This is a genomic window from Cypionkella sp. (assembly GCF_028290025.1).
Taxonomy (GTDB): domain Bacteria; phylum Pseudomonadota; class Alphaproteobacteria; order Rhodobacterales; family Rhodobacteraceae; genus Cypionkella.
Genome location: NZ_JAQGKQ010000066.1, coordinates 78,286 through 91,470 on the forward strand (window position 1 = coordinate 78,286; position 13,185 = coordinate 91,470).

Consider the following 13,185-nt stretch of genomic DNA (forward strand, 5'->3'; position numbering starts at 1 on the left):
CAACATGGCCTAGAAGGGGTGTCGCTGAAAAGCAAGTTTTCTGCATGCTGGCGTTGTCGCAGGTGCATCGCTGCGCATTCAGGCAGATTTCCGCGCGGCGTTTCGGTCAAAAGACGGTTTCAGGGTGGCCGCGCCAAACATATAGCCTTGCATACAGTCGAACCCCATCTGCTGTAGGATTTGAACCTCGGCTTGAGTTTCTACCGATTGTGCCACGGTAAACATTTGAAAATGCTTTCCGATCGACAAAAGCGCCGCCGTCAACGCTTGATTGTCTGCGTCGCGCTGAATGTTGCGGATGAATTGGCCATCAAGCTTCAGGATATCAAAGAAGAAATCCTTGAAATAGCGGATCGCCATATTGCCTGAGCCGAAGTTGTCGAGCGCGAAGGCGACGCCTGCGGCCTTCAGATCATCCATGAAGGCAATCACCAGTTCGGGCACCTGCATCGCCGAGCTTTCGGTGATCTCAAGAATCAGCCGTTCTCCAATAGTGGGGGCTACGGACAGACCTCTCCGAAGCAGTTGCATCCAGCGGGCATAGCCAATGGAGCGCGCCGACATATTGATCGACAACCGCAGATCTGGCACCCGTGCGAGGGCGGCAAGACCAATTTCGAGCGCGGCGCAGTCGATTTCCCGGCCAATTTCATGGCTTTCGACAGCCTCCATGAAGTCTTTCGCGGGGATAACCCGGCCTGTGGGGTCTAGCACCCGGATCAGCCCCTCTTGAAACGCCACGCAATTGGTGTCGCGCGCCAGCACAACCGGTTGATAGGCCAAGCGCAGGCGTTTGGTATCAATAGCGTGCCGCACCATCGACATCGTTTCATCATCGCCAGCCGAAATCGCCACCCCCAGCGGGCTCGCCAGCCCCGCCTGTGCGTCAAGCTGCGGTCTTGGGTTTGGCAGGATCATCGCGGGCTTCCTTCTTTGCGGGCGCAGTTGCCCAACAATGGACAGCTTTGCGCGGCAACGGTAAAAGCCGTCTTAACTATTGGGATTTCAGGCCAATTTTAACGATTATGAGGGCGCTATGAGTGATGAGAACCGCCGCTGCCCTTGGTGTGGCAGTGATCCGCTGTACGTGGCTTATCACGACGACGAATGGGGCCGTCCGTTGCATGATCCGCGTGCGCTGTTTGAGTGTCTGATACTGGAAGGTTTTCAGGCGGGCCTGAGCTGGATCACCATTCTGCGGCGGCGCGAAACTTTCCGCGCGGCTTTTGCGGAGTTCGATCCTGCGGTGTTGGCGGAATGGGGCGAAGATGAAACCCTGCGACTGCTGCAAGATCCCGGCATCATACGGCATCGCGGCAAGATCGAGGCGACGTTTGCCGGAGCGCGCGCTTATCTCGCAATAGAAGCGCGCGAAGGTTTTGCCAACTTCTTGTGGAAACATGTGGGCGGGCAGCCGATAGACCGTCAACTTGGTAACGTAGGCCAAGCGGTTGCACAAACGGCGGAGTCGGTGGCGCTTTCCAAGGCACTGAAAGCCGAAGGTTTCAAATTCGTCGGTCCAACAATTTCATATGCGTTCATGCAGGCGGTCGGCATGGTGAACGATCACCTGATTGATTGCGCCTGGCATGACAAAATGCGGAGCGCGGGCTGAACAAATCGCGTCACAGAATCGATTCATCGCTGCTGCATGGTGAGGTCGGGGAGGATTTCCCCTTCTGTCCCACCCTAGGCTGGCAATTTCCGGCCAAGCCCTCGGACTAGTCCCCCGGTCCGAGGGCTTTTTTCATTGCACGTCCGGCGAAGGCTGCGCAAATTTATGCTCATCTGGGCAGGCTTTCGCTTGCGCGCGCGCGCGATGCTTCCAGCCCGCTCAAGGGCGTGATTAAGCTGCGCCTGCAACGGCAGGAGATCAGCATGGCCTTCGGAAAATCCATCCGCACCTATTGGGACGGGCGCTGGCATGACGGCGATTTGGCTGTGATGAAAGCGGCGGATCACGGGATGTGGCAGGGCACCTCGGTGTTCGACGGCGCGCGATATTTCGACGGCATGTATCCGGATCTCGACCTGCATTGTGCGCGGTTGAACAGATCAGCCGAGGCGTTGATGATCACGCCGACATGCGAACCCGAAGATATGGCGGCGATTATCCGCGAGGGTTTGCAGACATTCGGGCCGGGGCAAGCGGTGTATATACGACCGATGTATTGGTCGCTGCATGGGTCTGAGCTGGGCATTGTGCCGCTGGCGGGGGCCACGGGGTTTGCGATTTCGCTGGAAGAAGTGGCGATGCCGGACAAAGATTTCGCGACAACCGTCACCCGCACGCGGTTTCGCCGTCCGATCTTGGAGGATGCGGTGTGCAATGCAAAAGCCGGGTGTCTCTATCCCAACAACGCGCGGATGCTGGTAGAAGCGCAGGCCAAGGGCTTCGGCAACGCGTTGGTGGCGGATGCTTTGGGCAATTTGGCCGAAAGCGCGACTGCGAATGTTTTTCTGGTGAAGGACGGTGTGGTGTTCACTCCGGTACCGAACGGTACATTTCTGGCGGGGATCACCCGAGCGCGGCATATCTTGAACCTGCGCGCCGATGGGGTTGAGGTGCGCGAGGCGGTGCTGACGTTTGAAGATGCTCATGCGGCAGACGAGATCTTTCTGTCGGGCAATTTCGCGAAAGTGACGGCGGTGAAGGCGTTTGACGCCACCGAATATAACGATCGTCCAATGACGGCGCGAGCGCGCAAGTTGTATTGGGATTGGGCGGCAGGGCAGCGTTAAACCTTCCGCACGCTTGCCCGGCCCCGCTTGCCTTCCCGTCGCCTCGGTTGCATGATCGCGGCGTTAGGGGAGACGAATATGCGGAAGTTTCTGGTCGTGCTGGATGACAGCCGAGAGTGTCTGAACGCAATGCGGTTTGCGGCGCTGCGGGCGGCGCATACCGGGGGTGGGGTGCAGGTTTTGTCGATCATCCCGCCGGAGGAGTTTCAGCATTGGATGGGTGTGGCCGATCTGATGCGGGCTGAAGCGCGCGAGCGGATTGAGGCACATTTCGAGGTGTTCGCGAAATGGATGCGAGACAAGCAGGGCGTGAATCCCGAACTTATCATCCGTGAGGGCGACCCGGTGGCAGAGATACTGTCGCAGGTCAAGGAAGACCCGGCGGTCGCAGTTTTGGTGCTCGGGGCCGGCACCGAGAAATCCGGCCCGGGGCCATTGGTGACGGCGATGACGCGATCTTCGGGTAATTTGCCGATCCCGATTACAATTGTTCCTGGCGATATGAGCAAGGAACGGCTGGAGAGCATTACTTAGCGCTTAGCTCGGGGCTTGGGGGTATTTTTCAATTCACCTCGCGCGGGCTGATCGCTGGGGGTTTCACACCCCCAGACCCCCGTGGGATATTTGAGCCAATGCGAAAGCAAATTTTAGATAAGTTTTAGTCAGTTTGTGAGCGCGACGTTTGCGCTGGGTGCATTTCGCAGTTGCAGCATTACAGGTGTCTGAGATGCCCATTTTTCCCTATGTTCGCGGCGGGAAGACGAAAGGAACGAGCTATGAATCGCAATCTGTCTGTTTCGCCTGTCGCCTTGCGCGCAGCTGAAGAGTCTGTGGCTTACTTCAAAGCGCCCGCTTGCCCAAAGCAGAAACCTGCGCCCAGTCTAACGCCGATTGAGGCGATGTATGCGTATTATGACGCGGCGTAGGTTTTAGAATCATTCCAATCCTTGACTTTGGCCACCGCTGGGCGCATATCCAACTGGAATAGTCGGAGAAAAGACCATGTTCATCCAGACCGAATCCACACCGAACCCAGCAACGTTGAAATTTCTGCCGGGGCAAGCCGTGCTGGAGATGGGCACTGCCGATTTCCCGAGCGCCGATACGGCGGGCAAATCGCCGTTGGCCAAGCAGATTTTCGCCACGGGTCAAGTGACGGGGGTGTTTCTTGGCACCGATTTCATCACCGTGACCAAGGCGGAAGCGGCTGATTGGCAGCATATAAAGCCTGCTATCCTCGGCGCGATTATGGAGCATTTCCAGTCGGGTGCGGCGGTTATGGAAGGCGAAAGCCAAGCGGCGCATGCGGCGCATGACGGCCCGGATGAAGATATCGTCAAGCAAATCAAAGAGTTGCTAGATACTCGTGTGCGCCCTGCTGTGGCTCAAGACGGCGGCGACATCACCTTCCACGGCTTTGATCGTGGCGTGGTTTATCTGCACATGAAGGGCGCTTGCGCGGGCTGCCCGTCTTCGACCCTGACGCTGAAGATGGGGATTGAGAACCTGCTACGGCATTACATTCCCGAGGTGCTTGAGGTACGTCCGGTTGCAGCCTGAGGCGGAGCTGGTTTTATGAAGCTTGCGAAAATTCTAGCATTCGATACATCGGCGGCGCATTGCGCCGCCGTTTTGTTATGCGGTGATAGCGTCTGGGCTAAGTTTGAGGTGATGGAAAAGGGCCAGGCTGAACGGCTGATGCCTTTGATTGCCGAGCTGTTGGCTGAGGCTGGCGTGGGTTTGGCGGATATTACCGCGATTGGGGTGGGCACCGGGCCGGGCAATTTCACCGGGGTGCGGATTTCGGTGGCGGCGGCGCGGGGGCTGGCCTTGGGGCTGGGCGTGCCTGCGATTGGGGTTACTCGATTGGAGGCGTTGGCGTTCGATTTGCCGCGTCCGGTGACGGTGATTGAGGATGCGCGGCGCGGTGAGGTTTATGTGCAGCGGTTTGATGACGGCGGGCCGGGTGTGGCGCGGATGGTTTCGGCTGCCGAACTGGGCGTGGTTGAGGGTGCGATGACTGGTTCGGGCTGCGACGGTCTGCCTGCAGCGATGCCGATTGCCGAAGCGATTGCCCGGATTGCATTGGGCCGGGTGGGGTCGGTGCAGCCCCGGCCAGCGCCATTTTATCTGCGCGGGGCGGATGCGGCACCGCCGAGCGATTTGCCGCCGGTTATTCTCGATCTGGCGCCGCCAACGCTGGTGATCCCGTGACGGTTGACGAAATGGCAGCGATCCATGCGGCGTGTTTTGTAACACCCCGGCCTTGGTCTGTGGTGGATATCGCGGGGACTTTGGCCAGCCCTTTTGTGTTCGTGCTGACCGAGCCGCACGGCTTTTTGATCGGCCGGGTGGTGGCTGGTGAAGCCGAATTGTTGACGCTCGCGGTTGATCCGAGGGCGCGGCAACGTGGCACCGGCGGGCGTTTGGTTGATGGTTTTCTGGCTGAGGCCGCAGCGCGGGGCGGCGAATCGGCTTTTCTGGAAGTGTTGGCGAGCAATCTGCCAGCGCAGAGCCTTTATGCGCGTAAGGGCTTTGTGCAAAAAGGCAAACGCAGTGGCTATTACCATACGCCGGATGGCAAACGTCTGGATGCGCTGGTGCTGACACGGGCGATTTCCAGTGCGGCTTAGGCCAAATTACACGGTGAACGGCTGGTTTTCCATCGACGAACCAAAGCGACCTTCCGGCATCACAGATTCCTGTTGACCCTCCCGCAAACCGCTGGCCTAAATCGAGCACGACCCGCGCTGTTGCTGGCCAGTCTCGCCGCGCATTGATGGGAAAACAAAAACCTAAACCGGGAGAATATTATGACCGTGATGAAACACCTGCTGGGTGCAGCTGCGACTTTCGCGCTGACCGCTGGCGCGGCATTGGCCGACCCCGCGATCATTTATGATCTGGGCGGCAAATTCGACAAATCGTTCAACGAAGCGGCCTTTGCGGGTGCTGAGAAATGGGCTCAGGAAACTGGCGGCACTTACAAAGAGCTGGAGATGCAGTCGGAGGCGCAGCGCGAGCAGGCATTGCGTTCGCTCGCTGAAGATGGTGCGAACCCGATTGTGATGACCGGATTTGCATTTGGCGATGTGCTGAACACCGTGGCGCCTGATTTCCCGGACACCAAATTCGCGATCATCGACATGGTGGTTGAGCAGCCTAATGTGAAGTCCGTGGTGTTTACCGAGGATCAGGGTTCTTATCTGGTCGGCATGATGGCTGGTCTGGCGTCGAAAACCAACACCGTTGGCTTTATCGGCGGCATGGATATTCCGCTGATCCGGCGTTTTGGCTGCGGGTATGCGCAGGGCGTGAAGGCTGTGAAGCCGGACGCGACGGTTATTTTGAACATGACCGGGACGACTCCGGCGGCTTGGAACGACCCGGTGAAGGGTGCGGAATTGGCGAAAGCGCAGAAATCGCAGGGCGCGGACGTGATCTATGCGGCGGCCGGCGGCACAGGCGTTGGTGTTTTGCAAACGGCTGCGGATGAGGGCATTCTGTCAATCGGTGTCGATAGCAACCAGAATTATCTGCATCCCGGGCAAGTGCTGACCTCGATGATGAAGCGGGTCGATAACGCGGTGTATGGCGCGTTCAGAGAAGGCGACGCGATGACCACGGGCATCAATGTAATGGACCTGAAAGCAGGCGGCGTCGATTATGCGATGGATGATAACAACGCCAAGCTGGTGACGCCTGAAATGAAAGCGGCGGTCGATGCGGCGGCTGAGAAGATCAAATCGGGCGAGTTGGTGGTGCATGATTACATGACCGACAACACCTGCCCGGCTGGTTCGTTCTAATGGCGGCTACGGCCGATAATGGGGGGCGGCAGGCAACTGCCGCCTCCTCTCCGTATGCGATTGAACTCAAAGGCATATCGAAAGCCTTTGGCTCGGTTCAGGCGAACAAAGATATCAATATCGCGGTGCCGCGCGGCACGATTCACGGCATTATTGGTGAGAATGGCGCGGGCAAATCGACGCTGATGTCGATCTTGTATGGATTTTACCGCGCTGATGCGGGCGAGATTTTTATCAACGGCAAGTTGACCGCAATTCCCGACAGCCAAAGCGCCATTCGCGCCGGTATCGGCATGGTGTTCCAGCACTTCAAACTGGTGCAGAATTTCACGGTGTTGGAAAATGTGATCCTTGGGGCGGAAGATGGCCCGATGTTGAACACTTCGCTGGCAAAAGCGCGCAAGGTTCTTGGGGAACTGTCGCGCGAATATGAGATGGACGTGGACCCGGATGCGTTGATCGAAGACCTGTCGGTTGGGCACCAGCAACGGGTGGAGATTTTAAAGGCGTTGTATCGGCAGGCCGATATTCTGATCTTGGACGAGCCGACGGGGGTGTTGACTCCGGATGAGGCTGACCATTTGTTCCGTATTTTGAATGGGTTGAAGGAGCAGGGCAAGACGATCATCCTGATTACCCACAAGCTACGTGAGATCATGGAGGCGACGGACAACGTCAGCGTCATGCGGCGGGGCACGATGGTGGGGACGGTTAAGACCTCGGAAAGTAGCCCTGAGTCGCTGGCCGAGTTGATGGTCGGGCGCAAGGTTTTGCTTGAGGTTGAGAAGGCCAAGGCCACTCCGGGGGCTGTCGTGCTGTCGGTCGAGAACCTGCGCGTGAAAGATGATGACGGGATTGAACGGCTGAAAGGCGTCAGTTTCGAGATCCGTGCGGGTGAGATTCTGGGTATCGCGGGGGTGGCGGGCAATGGCCAGTCGGAGCTTCTGCAGGCTTTGGGCGGCATTGCCCGAGCGACCGGGCGGATCACGCTGAAGGGGGCGGATTTGCCGCTGGTGGGATTGGCCGCAAATGGGCAGACCCGGCGTGAGGCCGGGATCGCGCATGTGCCGGAAGATCGCCAGCATCTTGGGCTGATCATGGATTTCTCGGCTTGGGAAAACGTGGCGTTTGGCTATCACAACAGCCCGAAATACCAGAAAAACGCGCTGTTCATGGACAATGACGCGCTGCGGGCGGATACCGAGGCGAAGATGGCGCGCTATGATGTGCGGCCGCCGATTGCGACTTTGGCCGCGAAGAATTTTTCGGGCGGCAATCAGCAAAAAATCGTGGTGGCGCGTGAGATGGAGCAGAATCCTGACCTGCTGCTGATCGGTCAGCCGACGCGCGGGGTGGATATTGGCGCGATTGAGTTCATCCACAAGCAGATCATTGCTCTGCGCGATGCGGGCAAGGCGATCTTGTTGGTCTCGGTGGAACTTGATGAAATCATGAGCCTTTCCGACCGGATAGCGGTGATGTTTGACGGGCAGATCATGGGCACGGCGGACCCCGAGATGACGAATGAGCGTGAGTTGGGGCTGTTGATGGCGGGTGTGAGCGGGGACAGCTCAAGATGAGAAAACTACCGCAATGGGCCGATGTTGTGCTGGTGCCGCTGATCTCGCTTTTGCTGGCGGCGATTGTGGCGGCGATCGTGTTGCTGGCGATTGGGCAGAGCCCGACAAAGGCGCTCGGGATCATGGTCGAAGGCGCTTTTGGCTCGGCGAATGGCTGGGGCTATACGCTGTATTACACCACCTCGTTTATCTTCACCGGGCTGTCGGTGATCGTGGCGTTTCATGCGGGCCTGTTCAACATCGGCGGTGAGGGTCAGGCGCAGTTGGGCGGGCTTGGCGTTGCGCTGGTATGTCTGGCACTGCCGTGGCCGCATTGGACGGTCGCGCTACTGGCGGCGACGTTGGGGGCGGCGGTTTTTGGGGCAGCTTGGGCGGCTATCCCTGCGTATTTACAGGCGAAACGCGGCAGTCATATCGTGATCACCACGATCATGTTCAACTATATCGCCTCGGCACTGATCGTCTATATGCTGGTCGATGTGCTGCGACCTGCGGGGCAGATGGACCCGGCTTCGGCGCGGTTTCCGGTGGGGGCGAGTCTGCCTGCTCTCAGCGACATGCCCTTTTTGCGCGAGTTTTTTGCGCGGCTGAACCCAGATGGCACGCCACGGCTGACCAAAGCGGGTGTCGCGATGTACTCCAACGTGCCCGCCAATGTGACGCTGTTTATCGCGTTGGCGGCCTGCTTGGTGGTCTGGCTTTTGCTGTGGCGGACGCGGCTGGGGTATCAAATCCGGGCGTTTGGCAAGTCGGAGGCAGCGTCGAAATATGCCGGGATAAATCCGGTGAAAATTACCATGATCGCGATGCTGATTTCGGGCGGTTTGGCCGGAATGATGGCGATTAACAACGTCATGGGCTCGGCGGAGCGGCTGTTGCAGAACTCAGCCGAGGGTGCCGGGTTCATCGGTATAGCGGTGGCGCTGATGGGGCGTAATCATCCGTTTGGGGTGCTGCTGGCTGCGCTTTTGTTCGGGTTTTTGTATCAAGGCGGCGCTGCTTTGGGGCTGAATACCACGATTCCGATTGAGATGCGGATCGTGGTGCAAGGCTTGGTGATCCTGTTCACCGGAGCGTTGGATCAGATGGTGCGGATGCTGCTGGTCTGGCTGTTCAGCTTCGGGCGAAAGGCGGTGGCGTGATGGATTATGAAACGCTGATGCAGATTTTCGGCTCGACGGTGCGGCTCGGAACGCCGCTTTTGCTGGCCTGTCTGGCGGGGCTTTTCTCGGAACGCGCCGGGATTTTCGACATTGGGCTAGAGGGCAAAATGCTGGCGGCGGCGATGGCGGCGGGGTCTGTCGCGGCAATGTCAGGCTCGGCTTGGGTCGGGTTGGTGGCGGGGATTGGCGCGTCGCTGATCTTTGCGATGCTGCATGGGGTGGCCTCAATCACCTTCCGGGGCAATCAGTTGATCTCGGGTGTGGCGCTGAATTTCCTGTCGTCGGGGATTACCGTGCTGGTGGCGCAGGCGCTGTTTGGTCAAGGCGGGCGGACGCCGCCACTCGCGGGTGCGGCGCGGTTCAACCCGATCACCCTGCCCTTCGCGGAAATCGTGAAGGATGTGCCGCTGATCGGGCCGCTGTATACCGAGGTGATATCGGGGCACTCGATCTTGGTTTATGCGGCAATGGCCTGCGTGCCGCTGACATGGTGGGTGCTGTATCGGACGCGCTTTGGTTTGCGGCTGCGGGCAGTGGGCGAAAACCCGGCGGCGGTGGATACCGCAGGCGTTTCGGTGGTGGGTTTGCGCTATGCGGCGCTGACGATCACTGGAGTTTTATGCGGCATTGCGGGGGCTTACATGGCGACCGCTTTGCAAGCAGGCTTTGGGCGCGAGATGACGGCGGGGCGAGGTTATATCGCGCTCGCGGCGTTGATCTTCGCGAAATGGCGGCCTTGGCAGGCTTTGGGCGCGACGATGTTGTTCGGGTTTTTTCAAGCTCTCGCTTTGCGTCCCGATGTGGTGGAAAAGATTGCACATGTGAAAGTGCCGGTCTCGATGCTCGATGCGCTGCCCTATATCCTGACCGTGCTGGTGCTGGCAGGCTTTGTCGGCAAGGCTATTCCACCCCGCGCGGGTGGTGAGCCTTATGTGAAAGAACGCTAAGGCTTTCCGGCTTCATATAGGCTTAGATTTTCCACCGAGGTCTGGGGGTGTGAAACCCCCGGCGCTTGCTACAACGGACTGCCTATCCTGATCAAACCGCCGGTTTTATTGCCCAAACCAAGCCTTCGCCGGTACTGTGCCAGTGAAACTGGGCCTGATCTTCGGCTCGGGGCATGGCAATATGGCGCAAGCGGTAGGCGATGTGGCGATCCCTAGGCTGATCTGGCGGTATTTCCGAATATCGGGGCTTCCGGCGGCAACCCCAATCTCGTGATCTATGAAATGGAGTGCGTGCGCGTTGCCGTTCAGACCGTCATTTGAAACCACGGCAGAAATCGGCGCGTTTAACGTCCTTGGTGGCGATGCAGTGGGGATGGCTACTGAGCCGGAGGTGATCTTGGCACGGTTCCTTGGTCTGCGGCTGGCGGCTGTTGCGAGCACCACCAACATGGCGGCGGGCATGTCGGATGAGCAGATCAGCCACGAGCATACCAAGGCGATGGCCCCCTTAGGTGCGGCGAAACTGGAACAGGTGCTTCGGCATTTTCTGCGCATGCAAGCGTGACGGCCACTAGGGTTTGACAAGGCCGGCAAACCCGCGCAAGGCTTAGGAAATTCTTCTCTTTCTGGGCCTCGGCCAATGCAAATCTACCTCCCCATTGCCGAGGTTTCGATCAACGCCTTCCTTTTGCTGGGACTGGGCGGCATTGTCGGGTTTCTGTCGGGTATGTTCGGGGTTGGTGGCGGTTTTTTGATCACGCCGCTGCTGTTGTTTATTGGCGTGCCTCCGGGTGTGGCAGTGGCGACCGGGGCGAATCAAGTTGTGGCCTCGTCGATCTCTGGCGTGCTGGTGCAGATGAAGCGCAAGGCGGTGGATTTCCGCATGGGGCTGGTGCTGCTGGCTGGTGGTTTCATCGGGTCGTTCATCGGCGTACAAGTGTTTGCATGGATGACGGCGCTGGGGCAGATCGACCTGTTCGTGCAACTTTCCTATGTGCTGTTTCTTGGCCTGATCGGTGCCATGATGTTTCAGGAAAGCTTGCGGGCGCTGATCCGGGCGCGGCGCGCGGGGGCAGCGATTCCGGTGCGGCGCTCACATATCCATACTTGGGTGCATGGGCTGCCGTTGAAGATGAAGTTCCGCGCGTCGGGTCTGTATATCTCGGTGCTGCCGCCTGCTGCGATTGGGGCATCGGTGGGATTTTTGTCGGCAATCATGGGGGTAGGTGGCGGTTTTATTCTGGTGCCCGCGATGATCTATCTGCTGGGGATGCCGACGCGGGTGGTGGTTGGCACCTCGCTGTTCCAGATTATTTTCGTGACCGGCTTCACCACGATCATGCACGCGATCAACAGCCAGACGGTTGATATGATGCTGGCGTTTTTGCTGATCATGGGCGGGGTGGTCGGCGCGCAAATCGGCGCGCGGGTATCGACCAAGCTGAAGGCCGAGCAGTTGCGGATTCTGCTGGCGATTTTGGTGCTGACGGTCAGCTTCAAAATCGCGCTCGATTTGCTGCTGCAACCAGCCGAGTTGTTCTCGGTGACGCCGGGGTTATTGCCATGATGCGGGCGTTGATCCTGCTGCTGGCGCTCGCTGGCCCGGTTTACGCCAACGAGGCTATCGTCACCGGCCTGAGCCAAAACCGCGTGCAGATCACCGCGAATTTCGACGGTTCCGAGATCTTGATCTATGGCGCGGTGAAGCGCGATGCCCCTGCCCCACAAGGTGCGCCGTTGGCGGTCATCATTACGGTTGAGGGGCCGAGCACTCCGCTGATTATCCGCCGCAAGGAACGTGTGGCTGGGATTTGGCTAAACCGATCTTCGGTAACGGTAGATGCAGCACCCAGCTTTTACGCGGTGGCAACCTCTGCGCCGCTGGAGCGTATCCTGTCCGGCACCGAGGATCTGCGCCATCACATCACCATACCGCAAGTGATCCGCGCTGTGGGGATCAGCGATGAAGCTGAAAACGCGCCGGATTTCGTTGCCGCATTGGAGCGCATCCGGCTGGATGAAAATCGCTACCGGATTGCCGAAAACACCGTGCAACTGGTTGAGGAGACCCTGTTTCGCACCGATGTGGCGCTGCCTGCCAACCTGACCGAAGGCAACTACAAGGTGCGGCTGTTCATTTTGCGCGGCGGCGTGGTGCTTGATACGCAAGAGCGGCTGATCGGGGTGCGCAAGGCGGGGCTGGAGCGGTTTTTGTTCAACCTCGCGCATCAGCAACCGCTGCTTTACGGCGTGATCTCGCTGGTGATGGCGGCGGTTGCGGGCTGGGCGGCCTCTGCGGCGTTCCGGTTCGTGCGCTCGTAAAACCTGTCCCCGGCAGCGCCGTTGAGTGGGCCTCGATGGCCCCCGAGACGGCTACCGTTTCAGATTTCCTCTGGCATCAGGCAATGCACCGAGCCAAGCGCGAAGGGTCGGTCGCGGTTATCCTGCCAAGCCTCAACCTGAACGGACGCAAAGCGGCGGCCTGAGCGGTTGACGCGGGCGCGGGCGTAGCAATCGCGGGGCAGCCCTGCACGCAGATAATCGACGGTGAAATCAATGGTTTTCGGCAGCGGTGGCAACTGGCCAGCGGCAACCAGCGCGGGATCAATCCGCCCGGATTCCAGATCATCCCACAAACTGCTCCACGCCAGACCGATCAGGGCCGTGACCTCAAGAAAAGAGGCCGTGACGCCGCCATGCAGTGCAGGCAAGCCGGGGTTGCCGATCAGCATATCGGCATAGGGCAACACCGCTGTCAGCTCATCACCGCGACGGTCAAAGCGTATACCGAGGAACTGAATATAGGGCACCGCACCAACCAGCGCCGCTAAGGCACTGTCGCGGCGGGATTTGATTACCTGCACTGGCTCCGGGCGTTTCATGGCAGATCGCCTTTCGGTCGGTCCAAGGTGAAAGCACCGGTCCCCATAGCGACGGGACGGCT

At 59.0% G+C, this 13,185-nt stretch carries 16 protein-coding genes and 1 pseudogene; 15 read left to right on the top strand and 2 right to left on the bottom strand.

Going from position 1 to position 13,185, the window contains the following annotated elements; translation table 11 throughout:
• Positions 1 to 78 precede the first annotated feature (78 nt).
• A complete protein-coding gene (locus JWS10_RS11295; RefSeq protein WP_299507402.1) occupies positions 79 to 918 on the bottom strand; it encodes an EAL domain-containing protein in 840 nt (279 codons plus the stop codon).
• Between the two features lie 118 nt (positions 919 to 1,036).
• Between JWS10_RS11295 and JWS10_RS11300 the strand changes: the two genes are divergently transcribed.
• From JWS10_RS11300 to JWS10_RS11370, 15 genes and pseudogenes are all read left to right on the top strand, one after another.
• Positions 1,037 to 1,615, top strand: coding sequence for a DNA-3-methyladenine glycosylase I (locus JWS10_RS11300; RefSeq protein ID WP_299507404.1), 579 nt, complete (start codon positions 1,037 to 1,039; stop codon positions 1,613 to 1,615).
• A 263-nt stretch (positions 1,616 to 1,878) separates the two neighbouring features.
• On the top strand, positions 1,879 to 2,742 hold the full coding sequence (locus tag JWS10_RS11305; protein WP_299507406.1) for a branched-chain amino acid aminotransferase: 864 nt from the start codon (positions 1,879 to 1,881) through the stop codon (positions 2,740 to 2,742).
• A 78-nt stretch (positions 2,743 to 2,820) separates the two neighbouring features.
• Positions 2,821 to 3,276 (top strand): universal stress protein, encoded by a 456-nt coding sequence (locus JWS10_RS11310; RefSeq protein WP_299479061.1) that lies wholly within the window; start codon positions 2,821 to 2,823, stop codon positions 3,274 to 3,276.
• Positions 3,277 to 3,518: 242 nt separating this feature from the next.
• Positions 3,519 to 3,668, top strand: coding sequence for a hypothetical protein (locus JWS10_RS11315; protein WP_299479058.1), 150 nt, complete (start codon positions 3,519 to 3,521; stop codon positions 3,666 to 3,668).
• 76 nt (positions 3,669 to 3,744) lie between these two features.
• Positions 3,745 to 4,302 carry a NifU family protein gene (locus JWS10_RS11320; RefSeq protein WP_299479055.1) on the top strand — a complete coding sequence of 186 codons (558 nt, stop codon included), beginning with the start codon at positions 3,745 to 3,747 and terminating at the stop codon, positions 4,300 to 4,302.
• Between the two features lie 15 nt (positions 4,303 to 4,317).
• Positions 4,318 to 4,956: a tRNA (adenosine(37)-N6)-threonylcarbamoyltransferase complex dimerization subunit type 1 TsaB gene (gene tsaB, locus JWS10_RS11325; RefSeq protein WP_299507409.1), complete on the top strand. Its 639-nt coding sequence runs from the start codon at positions 4,318 to 4,320 to the stop codon at positions 4,954 to 4,956.
• Entirely contained in the window at positions 4,953 to 5,375 is a 423-nt protein-coding gene (locus JWS10_RS11330; protein WP_299479049.1) for a GNAT family N-acetyltransferase, read from the top strand. Before tsaB ends, JWS10_RS11330 begins: the two co-directional genes overlap by 4 nt.
• Positions 5,376 to 5,555: 180 nt before the next feature.
• Positions 5,556 to 6,551, top strand: coding sequence for a BMP family ABC transporter substrate-binding protein (locus JWS10_RS11335; protein WP_299507411.1), 996 nt, complete (start codon positions 5,556 to 5,558; stop codon positions 6,549 to 6,551).
• Positions 6,551 to 8,131 carry an ABC transporter ATP-binding protein gene (locus tag JWS10_RS11340; protein WP_299507413.1) on the top strand — a complete coding sequence of 527 codons (1,581 nt, stop codon included), beginning with the start codon at positions 6,551 to 6,553 and terminating at the stop codon, positions 8,129 to 8,131. Before JWS10_RS11335 ends, JWS10_RS11340 begins: the two co-directional genes overlap by 1 nt.
• Positions 8,128 to 9,273 (top strand): ABC transporter permease, encoded by a 1,146-nt coding sequence (locus JWS10_RS11345; protein ID WP_299507415.1) that lies wholly within the window; start codon positions 8,128 to 8,130, stop codon positions 9,271 to 9,273. The genes JWS10_RS11340 and JWS10_RS11345 overlap by 4 nt, the downstream gene beginning before the upstream one ends.
• Complete coding sequence (locus JWS10_RS11350; RefSeq protein ID WP_299482945.1) at positions 9,273 to 10,241, top strand: ABC transporter permease; 969 nt, start codon at positions 9,273 to 9,275, stop codon at positions 10,239 to 10,241. Before JWS10_RS11345 ends, JWS10_RS11350 begins: the two co-directional genes overlap by 1 nt.
• Positions 10,242 to 10,377: 136 nt before the next feature.
• Positions 10,378 to 10,515 carry a hypothetical protein gene (locus JWS10_RS11355; RefSeq protein ID WP_299482861.1) on the top strand — a complete coding sequence of 46 codons (138 nt, stop codon included), beginning with the start codon at positions 10,378 to 10,380 and terminating at the stop codon, positions 10,513 to 10,515.
• A 36-nt stretch (positions 10,516 to 10,551) separates the two neighbouring features.
• Positions 10,552 to 10,806, top strand: a pseudogene (locus JWS10_RS11360) (purine-nucleoside phosphorylase); the annotation flags it as partial.
• A gap of 75 nt (positions 10,807 to 10,881) precedes the next feature.
• Positions 10,882 to 11,808 carry a sulfite exporter TauE/SafE family protein gene (locus tag JWS10_RS11365; RefSeq protein WP_299507417.1) on the top strand — a complete coding sequence of 309 codons (927 nt, stop codon included), beginning with the start codon at positions 10,882 to 10,884 and terminating at the stop codon, positions 11,806 to 11,808.
• Complete coding sequence (locus JWS10_RS11370) at positions 11,805 to 12,563, top strand: TIGR02186 family protein (protein WP_299507420.1); 759 nt, start codon at positions 11,805 to 11,807, stop codon at positions 12,561 to 12,563. The genes JWS10_RS11365 and JWS10_RS11370 overlap by 4 nt, the downstream gene beginning before the upstream one ends.
• A gap of 59 nt (positions 12,564 to 12,622) precedes the next feature.
• Here JWS10_RS11370 and JWS10_RS11375 read toward each other — a convergent pair whose 3' ends face one another.
• A complete protein-coding gene (locus tag JWS10_RS11375) occupies positions 12,623 to 13,123 on the bottom strand; it encodes a PaaI family thioesterase (protein ID WP_299507423.1) in 501 nt (166 codons plus the stop codon).
• Between the last annotated feature and the right edge of the window lie 62 nt (positions 13,124 to 13,185).

What these genes read in the sequence shown, in the direction of transcription:
- JWS10_RS11295 (WP_299507402.1), bottom strand. Translation starts at nt 918, where the DNA reads ATGATCCTGCCAAACCCAAGACCGCAGCTTGACGCACAGGCGGGGCTG.
- JWS10_RS11300 (WP_299507404.1), top strand. Translation starts at nt 1,037, where the DNA reads ATGAGTGATGAGAACCGCCGCTGCCCTTGGTGTGGCAGTGATCCGCTG.
- JWS10_RS11305 (WP_299507406.1), top strand. Translation starts at nt 1,879, where the DNA reads ATGGCCTTCGGAAAATCCATCCGCACCTATTGGGACGGGCGCTGGCAT.
- JWS10_RS11310 (WP_299479061.1), top strand. Translation starts at nt 2,821, where the DNA reads ATGCGGAAGTTTCTGGTCGTGCTGGATGACAGCCGAGAGTGTCTGAAC.
- JWS10_RS11315 (WP_299479058.1), top strand. Translation starts at nt 3,519, where the DNA reads ATGAATCGCAATCTGTCTGTTTCGCCTGTCGCCTTGCGCGCAGCTGAA.
- JWS10_RS11320 (WP_299479055.1), top strand. Translation starts at nt 3,745, where the DNA reads ATGTTCATCCAGACCGAATCCACACCGAACCCAGCAACGTTGAAATTT.
- tsaB (WP_299507409.1), top strand. Translation starts at nt 4,318, where the DNA reads ATGAAGCTTGCGAAAATTCTAGCATTCGATACATCGGCGGCGCATTGC.
- JWS10_RS11335 (WP_299507411.1), top strand. Translation starts at nt 5,556, where the DNA reads ATGACCGTGATGAAACACCTGCTGGGTGCAGCTGCGACTTTCGCGCTG.
- JWS10_RS11340 (WP_299507413.1), top strand. Translation starts at nt 6,551, where the DNA reads ATGGCGGCTACGGCCGATAATGGGGGGCGGCAGGCAACTGCCGCCTCC.
- JWS10_RS11345 (WP_299507415.1), top strand. Translation starts at nt 8,128, where the DNA reads ATGAGAAAACTACCGCAATGGGCCGATGTTGTGCTGGTGCCGCTGATC.
- JWS10_RS11350 (WP_299482945.1), top strand. Translation starts at nt 9,273, where the DNA reads ATGGATTATGAAACGCTGATGCAGATTTTCGGCTCGACGGTGCGGCTC.
- JWS10_RS11365 (WP_299507417.1), top strand. Translation starts at nt 10,882, where the DNA reads ATGCAAATCTACCTCCCCATTGCCGAGGTTTCGATCAACGCCTTCCTT.
- JWS10_RS11370 (WP_299507420.1), top strand. Translation starts at nt 11,805, where the DNA reads ATGATGCGGGCGTTGATCCTGCTGCTGGCGCTCGCTGGCCCGGTTTAC.
- JWS10_RS11375 (WP_299507423.1), bottom strand. Translation starts at nt 13,123, where the DNA reads ATGAAACGCCCGGAGCCAGTGCAGGTAATCAAATCCCGCCGCGACAGT.